The organism is Paenibacillus naphthalenovorans (genome assembly GCF_001465255.1).
Taxonomy (GTDB): domain Bacteria; phylum Bacillota; class Bacilli; order Paenibacillales; family NBRC-103111; genus Paenibacillus_G; species Paenibacillus_G naphthalenovorans.
The window spans coordinates 2,176,653-2,193,288 of the sequence record NZ_CP013652.1; the positions used below are offsets into that span (position 1 = coordinate 2,176,653).

Consider the following 16,636-nt stretch of genomic DNA (forward strand, 5'->3'; position numbering starts at 1 on the left):
TTCAAACGATAAGTGAGAGGAACTCAGATTGAAGTATATTGCAACAAGCTCAAAGATATGTTTGAAGATGCGCTGAACGAAACCATGATAAAAAAGGAGAGGGATTCATGAGATACAGATATCTTCCCGGAAACGCTTCTTTTTTTACGCTCCGATGGATTCGGCCGTCCGAATCGTGTAGAATGTGAAAATGGATAACGGCTCAGGCCGGTTAAGCATAAGAACATAAACAAAGGATGGTCGCAATTTATGTATGCAGCACAAGATTGGAAAGATTACGAGCTTATCGATACCGGCGGAGGCGAGAAGCTGGAACGGTGGGGCAGCATTATTCTGAGACGTCCCGACCCGCAAATCATATGGCCTTTGGCCAAGGAAACCGGCGTTTGGCGCAATGCCGACGCACACTATCACCGCAGCTCCAGCGGCGGCGGCCGTTGGGAATACAAAAACGACATTCCGGAACGCTGGACCATATCTTATCACGGACTTTCCTTTCACATTAAACCTACAAGCTTCAAGCATACCGGTCTGTTTCCTGAGCAGGCGGTGAACTGGACCTGGATGATGGATAAGATACGCAGCGCCGGAAGACCGATCCGCGTGTTGAATTTATTCGCCTATACCGGAGGGGCATCGGTAGCGTGCGCTTCAGCGGGGGCTGAGGTATGTCATGTGGATGCATCCAAAGGCGTCGTGCAATGGGCCAAAGAAAATTTGCAGCTTTCAGGCCTCGGCCATCGTCCGGTTCGCTTCATCACCGATGACGTGTTCAAATTCGTGCAGCGGGAGCAGCGGCGCGGAAGCAAGTACGATGCCATCATCATGGATCCTCCTTCCTACGGCCGCGGCCCGAACGGCGAGACGTGGAAGCTCGAAACGAACCTGTACCCGTTTGTTGAATCGTGCATGAACATATTGACGGACAAGCCGCTTTTTTTCCTGATCAACTCTTATACGACAGGCCTCTCGGCTACCGTGCTCCATAACATTTTGTCGTTGTCGCTCGGACGTTCTTACGGGGGAACGATATCGTGCGGCGAAATCGGTCTGCCGATTACCGCCACCAAGCTTACGCTCCCCTGCGGAATTCTTGGCCGATGGGAGGCGTAACGAATGTCCGGCGCTTCTCATCCCTTACAGGTGCTGTATGAGGATAATCATGTGATTGTCGTCATCAAGCCGCCAAACGTGCCTACGCAGGAGGATGACTCCGGGGATCCCGATATGCTGACGCTGATCAAAGCCGATCTGAAGCAGCGTTATCAAAAGCCGGGCAATGTTTACCTCGGGCTGGTCCACCGGCTTGACCGCCCGGTCGGAGGCGTCATGGTATTCGCCAAAACCTCCAAGGCGGCATCGCGCCTCTCCGATGCCGTTCGCACCCGCTCGATTCGCAAGGTGTATACGGCGGTGGTTCACGGGCGTCCGCTGCCGCCGCAAGGTACGCTGAGACACCATCTGTTGAAGGACACGAAGACGAATACGGTATCCGTCGTTCCGCAGACCAAACCCGGTGCCAAAGATGCGATTCTTGACTATCGGGTTCTGGATCATCAGGACGGTCTTTCGCTTGTACAGGTTGAGCTGCAAACCGGCCGTCCGCACCAAATTCGCGTACAGTTTGCGGAGATCGGCTGCCCCTTGGCGGGAGATCAGCGGTACGGGGGACGCTTCGCGCGACCGGGACAGCAGATCGCGCTGTGGTCCACGATGCTCAGCTTCGAGCATCCGGTGACCAAAGAATCCCTGAGTTTTTCCTCCCGCCCTCCCGGTACGTATCCCTGGAGCTTATGGGATTATTGAGGCCAAGGTTATACGTTCGTCCTTCTCAACGCCTGCTTCATAGTACAATAGGTCGAACAAAATAGCCGAACGTCTTTTCAAAGCAGTCCAAAATGTGTTAATATAATCTTACATAACACCCTAACTGATAAATCTAAGAAGGACCGAAGATGTTCGCAGCATCCACGGTCCGGGGTACAATAGATTGCCCCAAGGGCGATCGGCACAAGGTCAAACCAAGAATGCTGGACCTCCTGGCTACCAAGGCTCAAGGGAGGTCTACTTCTTTTTCAAGTAGGAAAGCAAGGCGAGGATGAACATGCCGAACATGAACATCATGGTTACCGCATCCTTTACTTCCATGGCATCACCTCCTTCCAAGCCCGCTTTACGCGAGCCGGTAAGCTGCGAGGATCTGCCAACCGCCCTTGAGTGCCTATTCTATTGTCACCACATTATACCATATGGCGCTATAAATGAGAACATATTTTCGTATTTTACGAATGTAAACACTTTATGCATTTGCAACTTTTCCGAGCAAATAGACGAGAAGCTGCTGGTTATGCGACGAAATGCGGCTGAGATAAGCCTGAAGAAAGCGCTCCCGAATCTGTATGCCGCGTTCGCATTCCTCCCGCCCTTTATCCGTCACCAGAACCCATACGATTCGTCGGTCTTTCTCATCTCTTTCCCTGGAAATCAACCCGGATTTTTCCATGCGGTCAAGAAGCGTCGTCACCGCGGCCGGCGTTGTCGCCAAAACGTCGGTAAAATCCGATGGCTTCATTCGCTGCTGTCCGGAGAACATCAAAAGCTCCAGAACCGTAAGCTGCCCTTCCGTCAAGGTGGGGGCCAACTCCGTTTCCATATGCGTTCTCAGATCTTTTGACAATTTCCACCAGAGCTTTGCAAACTCTTGGGTTACCACATTCATCACTCCCGCAGAGCCATTTCTTACCTAAAATTATAACACTTCCGCTTGTGATTTTAAAGGTTAATATCATAAATATTTTAGGACATAAAACGATAAAAACAGGTACCATTTGACCTAGTTCAACATATAATGCACTAGGGACGTTCACCTATCGGCGGAGCTTGTCAAACCGTGTAAAAAAGGAGTGAGCTTCATTGGAAGATTGGAAGAAGAAAATCGGGGAAACCGCCTTGCAGAAGGGCATAATCAACGACCCACAATGGCTCGAAAAGCTGGACGATTCAATACCGGTGTGGGCCGTATTACAAATGATGCTGGAGCTGCTCGAAAAAGTAGAGCCGAACTACACCAGCTATGATTAAGTAAATTTGAGCAAAACGTTGACCGTATCGTTCTTGCCTAATGGAATGATCTGCTTCCCTGTGGACTTGCGCTCCTCAATCGGAGCTTGTTCTGTCGAGAATTCGGCTCTATCGCCGCTGCTTAAAACCGCGGTAATGTCGAACGGTTCTTTTACTACAAAAGCGCCGCGGATTCCTGTGCCGTTCGGCTTCACCCGCTTGCCTTCCTTGAATTCAAATGTAAAGACGCCTTTCCCCCCGCGGCCCTGCACGGGATAGTCGACAACGAGCGAGCGCTTGGCGTATCCCAAATCGGATACAACCAATACTTCTCCTTCGTCTCCATCCAGCCACTCGGCGGAGACCACTTCATCGTCTTCCTTCAATTGAATGCCGCGAACGCCTGCCGCGGCGCGCCCCATCGGGTTAACCTCGTCTTCATTGAAGCGGATCGCCATTCCGAGCCTGGTGACAAGCAGCAGCTCCTTGGAGCCGGTGCTCAGCTTGACATCCAACAGTGCATCCTGCTCCCCAATCTTGCAGGCAACAATTCCGGTGGAACGGTTCGTTGCATACTCTTTGAGCTCCGTCCGCTTGACTTGTCCTCTTCGCGTAATGAACAGGAGCGATTTGCCCGCTTCTTCAAAATCCTTCACGGGAAGCACATGAACAATCCGGTCATCCTTGGGAATCGGGATGATATTGACAATCGCCGTACCGTTCTCTTTCCACTTGAACTCCGGAATTTGATGTACCGGAAGCAGGAAGTATTGGCCCTTTTGCGTAAAAATCAGAAGGTTTTCCAGCGTATTGACATCCAGCAGGCTGCGGAGGTAATCGCCCTCTTTCAGTCCCGTTTTGTCAATTTCCCCGCCCGAACGAATAAAAGAGAGCTTACCGGTGCGCTTGATGTATCCCTCGTTCGAAAGCGTAACGAATACGTCCTCGGCGGTCACCATGACTTCCAGGTTGACCTTCAGTTCTTCTACTTCATCCTGAATTTTGGAACGCCTGTCGATTCCGTATTTATCCCGGATTTGCGAGATCTCCTTTTTAATCACGCCAAGCAGCTTTTTCTCGCTCCCGAGAATGCCCTGCAGATATTCAATCGTTTTTTGCACATCCGCGAGCTCTTTCTCCAGCGAATGAATTTCCAAATTGGTCAAACGGTACAATTGAAGCGTCAGAATAGCGTCGGCCTGGCGTTCTGTGAAGCCGAACTTCTCCACCAGATTGTTTTGCGCGTCTTGACGGTTCTTCGACGCCTTGATCGCAGCGATGACCTCGTCGAGAATATTCAGCGCCTTAACCAATCCTTCGAGTACATGCGCGCGGTCCGACGCTTTCTCCAACTCAAATTGAGACCGGTGTGTCACGACTTCTTTCTGGTGCTCGATGTAAGCCTCCAGCATTTCCTTCAAGCCGAGCTGCTTTGGCGTCTTGTTTACAATCGCGACCATGTTGAAGTTATAAGTGACCTGCAAATCCGTTTTTTTCAGCAAATAAGCCAAAATCCCCTGCGCATCCGCATCCTTCTTCAGATCGACAACAATCCTCAGACCCTCACGGCCGCTCTCGTCACGCACCTCGGCAATGCCTTCGATTTTTTTCTCCAGACGGATGTTTTCCATCGCTGTGACAAGCCGGGATTTGACCACTTGATAAGGAATTTCCGTAATGACGATTTGCTGGCGCCCGCCGCGCACTTCTTCGATTGATGTAAGCGCCCTGACATAAATGCGGCCCTTGCCGGTCCGATACGCTTCACGGATGCCCTCCGAGCCCATGATGATGCCTCCGGTAGGAAAATCGGGCCCTTTGACGATACCCATCAGCTCGTCCAGCGTAAGGTCCGGCCGGTCGATCAGCGCAATGCAGGCATCGATCACTTCGCGCAGATTGTGCGTCGGAATCTCGGTTGCAAAACCGGATGAGATCCCGCTTACCCCGTTTACCAGCAGGTTGGGATATCGGGAAGGCAGCACTACCGGTTCCTTTGTCGTATTATCGAAGTTATCCTTGAATTGCACCGTACGCTTCTCAATATCTCGCAGCAGTTCCATCGCAATTTCGGACAAGCGGGCTTCCGTATAACGCATCGCCGCAGCCGGATCGTCATCCAGCGAGCCCCAGTTGCCGTGGCCGTCGACCAGCACATGACCCATTTTCCAGGGCTGCGCCATACGCACCATGCCCTCGTAAATCGACGAATCCCCGTGCGGATGGTAGTTGCCCATGACGTCGCCAACGGTCTTGGCCGACTTGCGGTATGGTTTATCCGGCGTATTGCCTGCATCGTACATCGCATAAAGTATGCGCCGCTGCACCGGCTTCAGCCCGTCGCGCACATCCGGAATCGCCCGGTCTTGAATAATATATTTAGAATACCTGCCGAACCGATCACCTACAACCTCTTCCAAAAAGGCCGGCAAAAAGTTTTCGAGTATGCTCACTTAAGGCCCCCCGTATACGCTTATATTATTTTCTCAGGATGGCCGTCAGCCGCGTTTCATAAACGGGATGGCATCCTTATTCTTCAAATTCCGTAAAATCCACATTCTCGATAATCCAGCGCTTACGCGGATCCACCTTATCCCCCATCAGCGTGGATACACGGCGTTCGGCTTTGGCCGCATCCTCAATCCGAACCTGCAGGAGCGTCCGCGTAGCCGGATCCATTGTTGTCTCCCACAGCTGATCGGGATTCATTTCTCCCAGACCTTTGTAACGCTGTAGCTCAATGTTCTTGCCAAGCTCCTTGGTCAACGCCTGAAGCTGCTCATCGGTCCAGGCGTATTTTATCGTGCTCGACTTGCCCGATTTCTTGGTCACCTTATACAGCGGAGGCTGGGCTATGTAAACTCTGCCGGCGTCGATTAACGGCTTCATGTAGCGATAAAAGAAGGTCAGCAGCAGGACCTGGATATGCGCGCCGTCGGTATCCGCATCGGTCATAATGATGATTTTGGCGTAATTGCTTTCCGATACATCGAATTCTGGTCCGACGCCTGCCCCGATCGCGGCGATAATCGCCTTGTATTCCTCATTTTTCATAATGTCGAGAAGCTTGGCTTTTTCCGGATTCATCGGCTTGCCCTTGAGCGGCAGGATGGCCTGGTGGCGCGAATCGCGTCCCTGTTTGGCCGAACCGCCCGCCGAATCCCCCTCGACGATGAACAGCTCGTTGCGGGTAAAATCCTTCGACTGCGCCGGTGTCAGCTTGCCTCCAAGATTGGAGCTCTCGCTTTTCCCCTTCTTGCCGCTGCGGATTTCTTCACGGGCTTTACGCGCCGCTTCGCGGGCTTTCGCCGATTGAATCGCCTTTTTCATGATCAATTGCGCAACATGCGGATTTTCCTCCAGGAAAACGGCCATTTTCTCGGATACGACCGAATCGACCGCACTGCGCGCCGAAGCGCTCCCGAGCTGGTCTTTCGTTTGGCCTACGAATTCGACCTCGCCCATCTTGATGTTGATGACCGCCATCATGCCTTCGCGCAGATCTTGTCCGTCAAGATTTTTTTCTTTTTCCTTCAGCATCCCGTTTTTGCGGGCATAGTCGTTCATCACCCGTGTGTATGCGGTCTTGAAGCCGGTCTCGTGCGTTCCGCCGCCGCGCGTCGGGATGGAATTGACGAACGAAACCAGGGTCTCGGTATAGCCGTCGTTGTACTGAAGGGCAACCTCGACCTCAATCTCGTCTTTCTCCTGATAAAAATGAATCACGTCGTGCAGCACCGCTTTGTCCTCATTCAAAAATTGGACGAACTGGCTGGCGCCGCCTTCGTATTGAAACGTCTCCTGCTTGCCCGCACGCTCGTCGGTCAATGTGACCTTGAGACCCGAGTTCAGGAACGCGATTTCCTGTAAGCGTTCATATAGCGTATCGTAATTGATCGCAGTGCCGCCATGAAAAACGCGTTTGTCCGGCTTAAACGTCACCTTCGTCCCGCTTTTGCGGGTCGTGCCGATGACTTCAAGTCCTGTAACCGGCTCTCCGACGTGCTCTTTGCCCTGTTCGTCAACCCAGTATTCAAACCGCTGACGGTGAATTTTGCCTTCGCGGTAAATTTCCACTTCGAGCCATTCGGACAGCGCATTGGTGACGGAAGCGCCGACGCCGTGCAAGCCGCCGGATTTTTTGTACCCTCCGCCTCCGAACTTGCCGCCCGCATGAAGAATCGTAAACACCACCTGCGGTGTGGGAATGCCTGTCTTGTGCATACCGGTAGGTATACCGCGGCCGTTATCCTGTACCGTCACCGATTGGTCCTTATGAATGATGACGTCGATCTCTGAGCAATACTTGGCCAGATGCTCGTCCACCGCATTGTCCACGATCTCCCAGATCAAATGATGCAATCCCGATGAACTGGTACTGCCGATATACATCCCCGGCCGTTTGCGGACCGCTACAAGTCCCTCCAGCACCTGAATATCGTCAGCACCGTAATCCGTCGGCGCTGCATTTCCAAACAAATCCAGTTGTTCCGCCATTAAAGCCTCCTACACACCTTTTGTCTCCATTCAGCTAACATGCATTATAACATTTGAAAGGATTAGTTCAATACATCTTTTTTCGTAAACACTACAAAAGACACAAGTACGGATACCAGCCCCCATACCGTCAAAACGGCTAAGGAAAACGGCAAATCCATGCCTTTAATGGGCGGAAGCGAGCCCGCCAAATAATCGGTAAGCTCCAGATTGACCATGAAAAAATATTTTGCCGTTTCCCATGAGGACACCATATTGCTCAAAATCGTACCTGAGATCAGCACCGCCAGCATGATCCCCATCCCCGCCGCCGTGCTGCGAAATAATACGGATACCATCAGCGTCATCAAGGCCACAATCAGCGCGGAATACCATACCAGCCCGAACTGCATGAACAGATAAAGCCACTGCTCGACCGGACGGACCAGGGAGAAATCGATCTCCGTTCCCGAGAGCTGAAAACCGAAAAAGACGGGCATGTCCCAGCCCCCGTAACCGAAGACAGCGCCGGAAATCAGATAGGCGAGCAAGCCTGTGGCAATGACGATGATGGAAGTAAACAGAATCAGCGCAATCAGCTTGCTCAGCAGGATTTTCCACCGCTGAACGGGCCTGGTCAACAGCAGCTTGATCGTTCCGGACGTGTGCTCTCCAGACACCAGATCCGCCGCAATCACCATCACCATGAGCGGGATGAACAGGCCGACCGCATTTTTCACAAACTCTCTTGTAAAGGTTACCCCGTTCGGGGAGGCCGGATTCACATCTTTATCCAAATAATATTGCGCGAGGCTGACCTCGACCCTGCGCCACTGCTTCCACTCCTCGGGCATCCGGTTGCTGCCGAGGCTGCGGGTATAATCAACGATTTTCTGACGCTGCTCCGCCCGCCAGTCATTGGTCCCGAACTGCTTGAGGTGGTTTTGGGTCACTTTCAACTGGGCATAGGTAAACATAGGAATAATCGCAGCAAGGATGAGCAGCACGACCAGAAGTCTCTTTTTCTTGACAATCTTGATGCACTCATTTTTGACAAGCGGATACAAACTAACCAATGCGCTCTCCCTCCGTCAGCTTCAAGAATAGATCCTCCAGCGTCGGATTTTTGATCTCAATACCGTACAGCCGCACCCCGGCTTCCACCATGCGCCGCGATACATCCGGTATGGCGTCCAGATTCATTTGTGTAACGATCTGCGGCTGAATGGCTCCAGTCCCGGTTTCGCCTGCAGACGAAGCCTGGTTACCGCCGGGGAAAATCACGACCTCCGGCTCGGCCTTCAAGATGTATAGCGCCCGGTCTATCGGTTGAACGCTCCAAACGACGGTACTGGCCGACTCATCCACCAGCGCGGACACCTCGCCGACCTTGATGACCTCTCCCTGACTGATAATGGCGACACGATCGCACATCTGCTGGATTTCGCTAAGCAAATGGCTCGATATGAAAAGGCTGAGACCCGAATCCGCCAGCTTGCGGATAAATTCGCGCAGCTCCTTGATGCCCTGCGGATCGAGACCATTGGTAGGCTCGTCGAGAATCAGCAGCTTCGGGTCGTTCAACAGCGCCTGAGCAATGCCAAGCCGCTGCCTCATCCCCAATGAATAGGTCTTCACTTTGTCGTGAATACGCTGGTCCATCCCGACAATGTCAACGACCTCCCGAATACGTTGGTCGGTAATGCCGGGCAGCATCCGGGCAAAATGCTCCAGATTCTCCCAGCCGCTCAAATACCCGTAAAGCTCAGGGTTTTCCACGATACAGCCGACATACTGAAGCGCCTCGTTATGCTCCTTTTGCACGTCATAGCCGCAGATTCGGATCGATCCTTCCGTAGGGCGGATCAAATCGACCAGCATGCGGATCGTCGTCGTCTTCCCTGAACCGTTCGGACCGAGAAACCCGAAGATTTCACCGGCATACACGTCAAACGAAATGCCTTTGATGATCAAACGATTGCCGATTTTCTTCTTCACGTCGTTTACGGACAAAACCAGCTGCGCCTCTCTCCCCTTGGCGTGCGCTTTATCCTGGGCATTCACCGTTATCATATCTGCAGCCCCTCCTGCTCCTAATTCAAAATATCGACGATCCGCTGCGCAATCCGCTCATAGCCTTGCTGATTCGGATGGAAATGATCGATATATAAGTACTTGTTCACATTCAACTGAAACAAATCGTAGGTCGGTACGACCGTAATGTTCGGATAACGGCTGGCCAAGTCGAAAGCGCCCGTGTTCCAGCTTTGAATAACCGGGGCTCCCGCACGGTTCGAATCCAGATCCAGAAACGGGTGATACAAGCCTACGTACATGATTCTTGCGCTGGGGTTCGCCTTGCTCACCCGGTCGAACACCTGCTCCAGACGCTTCAGCGCCTCCGGAATCCGCTGTGCCGCTGCCGCCGGATTGAACCCTTCCTCCGAATCCGAAGTTCCTTGCGACGTCTGCGGGCTTGTCCCTTGCGACCCCCGGGAGGGATCCGCGGCGCCTTGTGTGTCCTGTCCGCCCTGCGGGTCGAAAATATCCGCCCCGCCCTCAAATAAATCGTTGCCCCCGATCGTCAAAAGCACAAGATCCGCATCTCCGAGCGCTTTCTCCACATCGACTTTTTTGGCGTCCCAATCCTTCAACAGATCATATGTTCGAAAACCGGGAATAGCAAAATTATTATAAACGAATACCGGTTTGCCCAGCTGCTCCTCCAGCTTGTCCCGGACTTGTCCGACGTACCCCTTGCCGGTCAGATCTCCGGTTCCAGCCGTCAGCGAATCCCCCAGGGCCACGATGCGTATCTGCTCTTTAGCTTCCCAGGCATCCTGCCGGGGCTTAGTCTCTACAGAAGGAGCAACCTCCCCCGGACTCTCCGGTACGGAGGGTTTTGGAAACATAATCTGATTTACGGCATACGCAAAGCCGCCAACGCACAGGATCGTGGACAATAGCGCCGACAGCCCGACAGTGCGCCATAACCACCGTGATGATTTCACTGCTCTCCCCCATTTCTTTCGTTGAATCAAGCTGCATCTTTTTTTAGAGTAGCGGTTTGAGCAGCGATTTGCAAACTTGAAGCCCGGTTCCAATCGGCTGTACGGCATAGCAAATGGGTTTGCACGCAAAGGTTTAAGCAGCATCACTCCTTGAACGGCTGTAAAATTCATGTGTATCGTATCATGCTTGTATATGGTTTAGTCGGAGGGTTGCAGAGGAAAATGGAGGAATAGCAGGGGATAACCAATACCGTCGAAGGTCCGTCAAGCCGGGTCAAAAATAACGGACCGGTTGCGGGGCGAACCATTATAGACTGAAATATTTCATCGGATTTTGCTGGCGGCCGTTTTTGATGATTTCAAAATGCAGATGAACGCCTGTAGAGTTGCCCGTGCTGCCCATGACGCCGATTTTTTCTCCCTTTTTTACGGTCTCGTCCTGGCGGACCCCCAGCTTGCTCAAGTGTCCGTACAGCGTTTCATACCCGTTGCCGTGATCAATAATAATGCAGTTGCCGTAGCCGGATTTCCAGCCGGCAAAAATGACCTTGCCGTTATCCGATGCCAGAATCCCGCGCTCATCGGACACGAAATCCGTGCCTTTATGATTTTTACCCCATCGAAGGCCAAATTCGCTGGTCACTTTGGCACGCAGCACCGGCAGGGTGAACTTCCCTGTTCCCGTTCCGGGAATCACCTTTGTTCCTTGACGGACGATGCTTTGCACAGGGGCCTCCACGAGCTGCTCGCCAATCTTCTTCTCTTCCTTCAGCTCGCCGTTGACGCGAACGATTTGATAAGACACCTGCTTTAAGCCGGGCTTGCCATTAGATACAATCTGGATCACGCCGGATTTCAATCCGCTGTCCTTTTCATATTTTACTCCGCTCGGCACCTTCACTTGCTCCGTTCGCGTTTCTCTCGTCACTACAGAGAGCCATGGCTGCTGTACGCTCAAATTCAGCTTTTGTCCGATACGGATCAAATCATTTTTAATACCGGGATTATTCGCCCGAATCAGATCAGAAGGGATACGATATCTTTGTGCGATGAGGGAGATGCAATCTCCGGGCTGCACCGTATATTCCATAGGCTGAACGTCTCCGGTCACAATCCGGTTCAGCACCGTCTCATAAGCCTCCACTTTGCCGGGAGTCACGGCCGTCTCCAGCAGTTCCACCCTTTGTACAAATTCGGCGGTTGTCCTTCCTTCGGGCGTATTCCCTTCTTGTCCGGCAGACAACACCGAAGCCTCCTTATGCTTTTGGGAAGCCATATAAGGAGCCTTCACCTGTTCCAATATTGCGGCGGCCGTCTCGGGATCCTTGACAATCCCCGCCGTTCTCCCCTCAATCCGGATCTCTACGGCATAGTAAGTAAACATGATTTTCTCCTTCAAAGCGGCCAGGACCGCATCAAGGTCGATCACGTCGCGGCGCGTAGTGCTCTCTTCAAAGCGAAGCCGATCCAAATTGGACGTGAACCGGTAAAAGGAGTGCCGCTGCCCTGCTTCTTCATAACGATCCGCCTTCCACCGCCGGATCTTGTCGGTATCGGATACGGTGCCAACCCATTGGTCGTCCAGGAACACATCGTACAAGACGATGCTATGGGCCTTCACAAACCATCTGCCCGAAATGACGACAGCTATAATCACAGCAAAGGCTGTAAACCATTGAATGAAAGCCAGCGTTTTTCCCATTGCGCTCGTGCGGTTCTTCAATGTCTTTTACCCCCTTCAGACGGTGATACGAGAAAATGTAAATAAATGCCATATCGTTTGGCACCCTCACCATATATATGTCGTTCATGCCGAGATAAGACAAGAAAACAAAAAACCTCCCTAAATTCCGCTTTTGAAAGGGAATTCGGGAGGTTTGGCCGGACTTTCTGAAGTTTACTTTCACTATCTGCCGCTTGCTTCGGCGCATCGTATTTTGCTCTCCAAAGCCTGGAACCCTTTTTCGTTGTATGCCTTGACCCTGGCGCAAAAAAGAAGAAAGCTGTCCACGCATGGACAGCCCGCAATAATTCACGCTCATGACCCGATGCGGTTCAGCAACCGCTCATGCTTGGCCTGCAGCTCGTGCAGATCCAGCTTCATCTCAAGCGCTTCGATCAAGCCGGAGACATGCTCCTCCAGCGCTTGACGCAGACGGTCCGCAAGCTCAACCGTCGCGCTGCGCAGCTGGGCCTCATATGCTGCTGCCAGCAAAGCGGTCTGTGCTTCTACAAACCGGTCCATCGGGCCGTTTAATCTCGATTCCAGCTCCCGGCGGAGCTGGGCTTTCCCGTCACCCTCGAAAAAATGCTTGGGATTCTTATAGTAGCCCGCCAGCCATTTGATTTGAATATCCTCCGCCTCCAGTGAAAGCGACAGCTCCGGAGTCCGCAGCTTCATCGGTTCAAAGTCCGGGGCGTCAAAGGAGGGGATCCCCCTTTCCTGAATGGCGGCCACCCACGTTACCGCCGATTGCCGGACGAGCTTGTTGATTTTGTTCTCAATCCGCAGCGTGGTGGCGAGCACCTCCTGCGTCAAGTCAAACGAAATCATACGGCGCAAATCTTCCCAGGCCGATTGGAGCACCGTTTTTATATCTCTCCCGTCCTCGCGGAACACAGATGGATTGAACGCAAGGTTGAACAACTCGCCGAAGCGGTACTGCGTCCGCTGCTTGACGTAATAGAGCAGCTCCTGAATTTCCTTTGCCAGCTCCCGTGCGTCCGCATCTCCGTCCTGCCTCTCCAGAAGAGAAGCCCCGGCAGCCCATGAGGCACGAAGCGCTTCCGCCTGCCGGCTTCGTTCCGCCGCATCCTCCCTTGCGCTGTCCATCCACCGCTGCAGCGTCTCTGCCGCGCGGCGAATATCTGCATCCCCTGCCTGAATCGCCATTTCCGTCAGCTCTTCGAATGTGAAACGGACAAACTCCTGCTCGAAGCGGAGGATGCCGGATTGGCTGACCGTTTCCTCATCCTTACGCAGCTTGCCTTCCAGTGCATAGTAGCTGGACAGCGGGTAAATCCGCGGCTGCCGAATCCCGTGCTGCAGGAGGTTGTTTTCCACATGGTTCACGACCCCCTCCAGTTCTTCGGCCGAAGACGCCAGATCGGCGGCATTGACGATGAAGAACATTTTGTCCATCTCAAAGCTGTCCTTCACCCGTCCGAGCTGAAGCAGAAATTCTTTGTCCGCATGGGAAAACGCATGATTATAATAAGTCACGAAAAGAATCGCATCGGCATTTTTGATATATTCAAAAGCTACCCCGGTATGGCGGGCGTTGATGGAATCCGCTCCAGGGGTATCCACCAGTACGACGCCCTGCTCCGTCAGCGGATTCGCATAATAAAGCTCGATCAGCTCGACGAAGCACGACCGCGCTTCGTCAGCGGCATAATCGCCGAACTGGTCGGCGGTTACGCGAAGATCCTGCCCAAGGCTCGGGCTCATCTCGTCCCAGCCTTTCTCCACCGCCTTCAGGAAAGCGTAGTGCGGCTTTCCTTTGCCCGGCACCTGATCGGCCTTCAGACGGCGGATGATCTCCAGCGCGTCAGCCAGCGAACCAGCCGGAACTCCAAGTACTTCAAGCGAGTAAAGCAAGTCCGACGTCAGCCTGTCGCGGCTTTTCATCCGGACCCTGGCCGTTCCGTGCGGCCAGCCGGCCTCCGGATCGGGCGGCATGATCTTGTTGATCGCCGCTGTCGTCGGGTTCGGCGATACGGGCAGCACCCGCTCGCCGATCAAGGCGTTGGCGAAGCTCGATTTGCCTGCACTGAAGGCGCCGAACAGCGCGACAGTGAAGCGGTTGTTCGCCAGCCGCTCCGCCTTCTCCTGCAAGGAGCGGCGTATGCTCTGCAGCGCCGCCAAGCCGTCGAGCTCCTGCGCGGCGGCGTTCAGCCGCGCGGCCGCTTCGCGCAGCCGGCCGCGATGGCCGCCCGCGGCGAGCGCAGCGCCGCCGGCGGCCGGGCCGCGGCCCGCCTGCTGCGCGAGCCAGGCGAGGGACTCGCTTGGCTCGCGCACGGCGGGCGCAGCGGCCTGCGGCGCAGCCGCTGCCGCAGGCGCGGGCAGCGCAGGCGCCGCCGCGGCGGGGAGCTGCGCCAGCAGCGCCTCGCCGTAGGCGGCCTCCGCCTGCGCGAGCCGCTCGAGCTCGCGCGAGGCGGCAAGCCGCGCGTCGAGCTCGGCGACCTGCCCGCGCAGCGCCGTGAAGCGCGGCTGAAGCGCCGCCGCGAGGGCGTCGGCCAGCTCGTCGGCCACAGCGAACGCCTGCTTGCGGTAGAGCGCCTTGGCCTCCGCCGCAATCTGCTTCGAATACGTCATCGTGTATTCTCCGCCAAAGACAGCCGCCTCGTTCACTTGAGCGGCCAGCCATTCGGGCGTGATCTCCGCATGAATCCGATCCGCCGCCTCGGCCGCTAAACCGGCCGGCAGACCGTGGCCTTCAAAGGCCGCTTTGACCGACTGCTGAACATGCCGCTCCACCTGCGTCTCCACCTGCGATACAAAATCGCGATGCAGCGCGGCCAGACGCTGCTGCCGCTCCGCCGCCGTCTTCGCCGCCGAGCCCAGCCAGCCTACCTTAAAGCCCGGCCGCCGGCTGTCCAAATAGACATGCGCAAGGTCCCGCGTCACAGCAGGAATGACGTTCGCGGCTTCGAGCACCGCCGTTACGTCTTTACGCAGCGCCGCCACCAGCTCCTGCGGCAGAGCGGTCAGCCGCGCAAGCTCGGCGCTCGCTTCGCGCATTTGCTCCTGCGCGGCCTCATACCCTTCGTCCGCGGCGATCTTGGCGCGCAGCGCCTCCTTGGCCGGCTCGTTCGCCTCGGCCATCTTCGCGGCATGCGCCGCCGCCAAAGCGCGCGCCGACTTCTCAAGGCTGAGCCGCACCAGCGGCTCCCGAAGCTCGATCAGCCGGCCGAGCAGGCTCTCCAGCTCGCTCCACTCGCTGGCCGGATGATCCGGCATCTTCACCGAAGTATAGACGATCCCGGCAGGGGTCACCCCCCAGTTCGCGAACGCCTCGCGCACTCCGGCCTGATAAACATCCAGAGGCACTTCATGCTCACGGTGTTTATCCATCATGTTGACAATCAGATAGAGCGGCTTGCCCCACTCCGTCAACTTTTTCGTAAACGCCAGATTGATTTCCGACTGAACATGGTTGTAATCCATCACATAAAAGACCACATCGGCCAAGTGCAGCGCCGATTCCGTAGCCAACTGATGCGCATCGTCCGTAGAGTCGATCCCCGGCGTATCCAAAAGCGCCACATGCCCCTTCAGAAACGGAATCGGATAACGGATTTCCACCGTTTCGATCGCTTCACCGTTGCGGCAGTGCTCCGCCAGATCATCCAATGGCACCTGCTCCACTTTCGCGGCGCCGTCCCCGTCAAGGGATTCATGCCGATAAATGACCTGGGCGCCGGCTTCCCCATCCACGATACTGACGATATTGGCGCTTGTCGGAATCGGACTGGAAGGCAGCAGCGTATGCCCGCACAGCTTGTTAATCAAACTTGACTTCCCCGCCGAAAAATGTCCGCAGAATGCCAGATGAAGCCGGCCGCTCTCCGCTTTAGCCAGCAGCTGCTTGAATTTTCGGCCGTTCTCCTGATCGCCAGCCTGTTCGACTTGTGTCAGAAGATGACGGACGGCCTCCTCCATCGTTGCGTCCGGATTCATATTCCCCGCTTGCTCTTGAACCGATATGGCTTCCCCTGAAGTCATTACGCTTTTCATCCGTTTCTCTACCCCTAATCCTCTGTTTGAAAGAAAAAAAAACCGAATTGCTTCGGTTTTAGTGTACCATATTTTCGGTCTCAGGGATAAAAATTTCGAACACATCGCGGTGCTGCAAAATGGTAATGTCTTTATCCTTCACCTTCATGACCACAACCTCAGGACGCTGCTTCATTCGGTTCAGATAATTTTCCGGCACGCTGCCGGACTCCGAAACGGTAACGCCGTCCACCTGCTTTTCTTCATTTTCCTGAAGCGGAGTTTGGAGCACCTTCTCATAAATATCTGAAAACACTTCAAAATTACTGGTATATACCGATATGCATTTCACTATTATCCGATCCTTTCT

The 16,636-nt window shown here is 54.2% G+C and carries 13 protein-coding genes; 3 read left to right on the forward strand and 10 right to left on the reverse strand.

Annotated elements, in window-relative coordinates; all coding sequences use genetic code 11:
* The first annotated feature begins 249 nt into the window (after positions 1-249).
* The gene (locus tag IJ22_RS10830) at positions 250-1,113 is read left to right on the forward strand and encodes a class I SAM-dependent methyltransferase (protein ID WP_054817796.1); all 864 of its coding nucleotides are present in this window, start codon (positions 250-252) and stop codon (positions 1,111-1,113) included.
* Positions 1,114-1,116: 3 nt separating this feature from the next.
* Complete coding sequence (locus IJ22_RS10835) at positions 1,117-1,806, forward strand: RluA family pseudouridine synthase (RefSeq protein WP_062408820.1); 690 nt, start codon at positions 1,117-1,119, stop codon at positions 1,804-1,806.
* Between the two features lie 258 nt (positions 1,807-2,064).
* On the opposite strand, the gene IJ22_RS27010 is transcribed toward IJ22_RS10835, so the two are convergent.
* Both IJ22_RS27010 and IJ22_RS10840 read right to left on the reverse strand, forming a co-directional pair.
* Positions 2,065-2,148, reverse strand: coding sequence for a putative holin-like toxin (locus IJ22_RS27010; RefSeq protein WP_256380597.1), 84 nt, complete (start codon positions 2,146-2,148; stop codon positions 2,065-2,067).
* 151 nt (positions 2,149-2,299) lie between these two features.
* Positions 2,300-2,713 carry a MarR family winged helix-turn-helix transcriptional regulator gene (locus tag IJ22_RS10840; RefSeq protein WP_054817795.1) on the reverse strand — a complete coding sequence of 138 codons (414 nt, stop codon included), beginning with the start codon at positions 2,711-2,713 and terminating at the stop codon, positions 2,300-2,302.
* 200 nt (positions 2,714-2,913) lie between these two features.
* Here IJ22_RS10840 and IJ22_RS26545 point away from each other — a divergent pair, with 200 nt between their 5' ends.
* Complete coding sequence (locus tag IJ22_RS26545) at positions 2,914-3,081, forward strand: hypothetical protein (RefSeq protein ID WP_171005809.1); 168 nt, start codon at positions 2,914-2,916, stop codon at positions 3,079-3,081.
* Here IJ22_RS26545 and gyrA read toward each other — a convergent pair.
* The 8 genes from gyrA to IJ22_RS10880 form a co-directional block, all read right to left on the reverse strand.
* Complete coding sequence (gene gyrA / locus IJ22_RS10845; protein WP_062408821.1) at positions 3,078-5,513, reverse strand: DNA gyrase subunit A; 2,436 nt, start codon at positions 5,511-5,513, stop codon at positions 3,078-3,080. The genes IJ22_RS26545 and gyrA overlap by 4 nt on opposite strands.
* A 76-nt stretch (positions 5,514-5,589) precedes the next feature.
* A complete protein-coding gene (gene parE / locus IJ22_RS10850) occupies positions 5,590-7,557 on the reverse strand; it encodes a DNA topoisomerase IV subunit B (RefSeq protein WP_062408822.1) in 1,968 nt (655 codons plus the stop codon).
* Between the two features lie 62 nt (positions 7,558-7,619).
* Complete coding sequence (locus IJ22_RS10855) at positions 7,620-8,612, reverse strand: ABC transporter permease (RefSeq protein ID WP_062408823.1); 993 nt, start codon at positions 8,610-8,612, stop codon at positions 7,620-7,622.
* On the reverse strand, positions 8,605-9,609 hold the full coding sequence (locus IJ22_RS10860) for an ABC transporter ATP-binding protein (RefSeq protein ID WP_062408824.1): 1,005 nt from the start codon (positions 9,607-9,609) through the stop codon (positions 8,605-8,607). Before IJ22_RS10860 ends, IJ22_RS10855 begins: the two co-directional genes overlap by 8 nt.
* A gap of 20 nt (positions 9,610-9,629) precedes the next feature.
* Complete coding sequence (locus IJ22_RS10865; RefSeq protein WP_062408825.1) at positions 9,630-10,547, reverse strand: GDSL-type esterase/lipase family protein; 918 nt, start codon at positions 10,545-10,547, stop codon at positions 9,630-9,632.
* Between the two features lie 307 nt (positions 10,548-10,854).
* Positions 10,855-12,270: a M23 family metallopeptidase gene (locus IJ22_RS10870; protein ID WP_062408826.1), complete on the reverse strand. Its 1,416-nt coding sequence runs from the start codon at positions 12,268-12,270 to the stop codon at positions 10,855-10,857.
* A gap of 315 nt (positions 12,271-12,585) precedes the next feature.
* Positions 12,586-16,287, reverse strand: a complete 3,702-nt coding sequence (locus IJ22_RS10875; RefSeq protein ID WP_145862528.1) for a dynamin family protein — start codon at positions 16,285-16,287, stop codon at positions 12,586-12,588.
* A gap of 58 nt (positions 16,288-16,345) precedes the next feature.
* Positions 16,346-16,618, reverse strand: a complete 273-nt coding sequence (locus tag IJ22_RS10880) for a hypothetical protein (RefSeq protein ID WP_054818310.1) — start codon at positions 16,616-16,618, stop codon at positions 16,346-16,348.
* Positions 16,619-16,636: the final 18 nt, after the last annotated feature.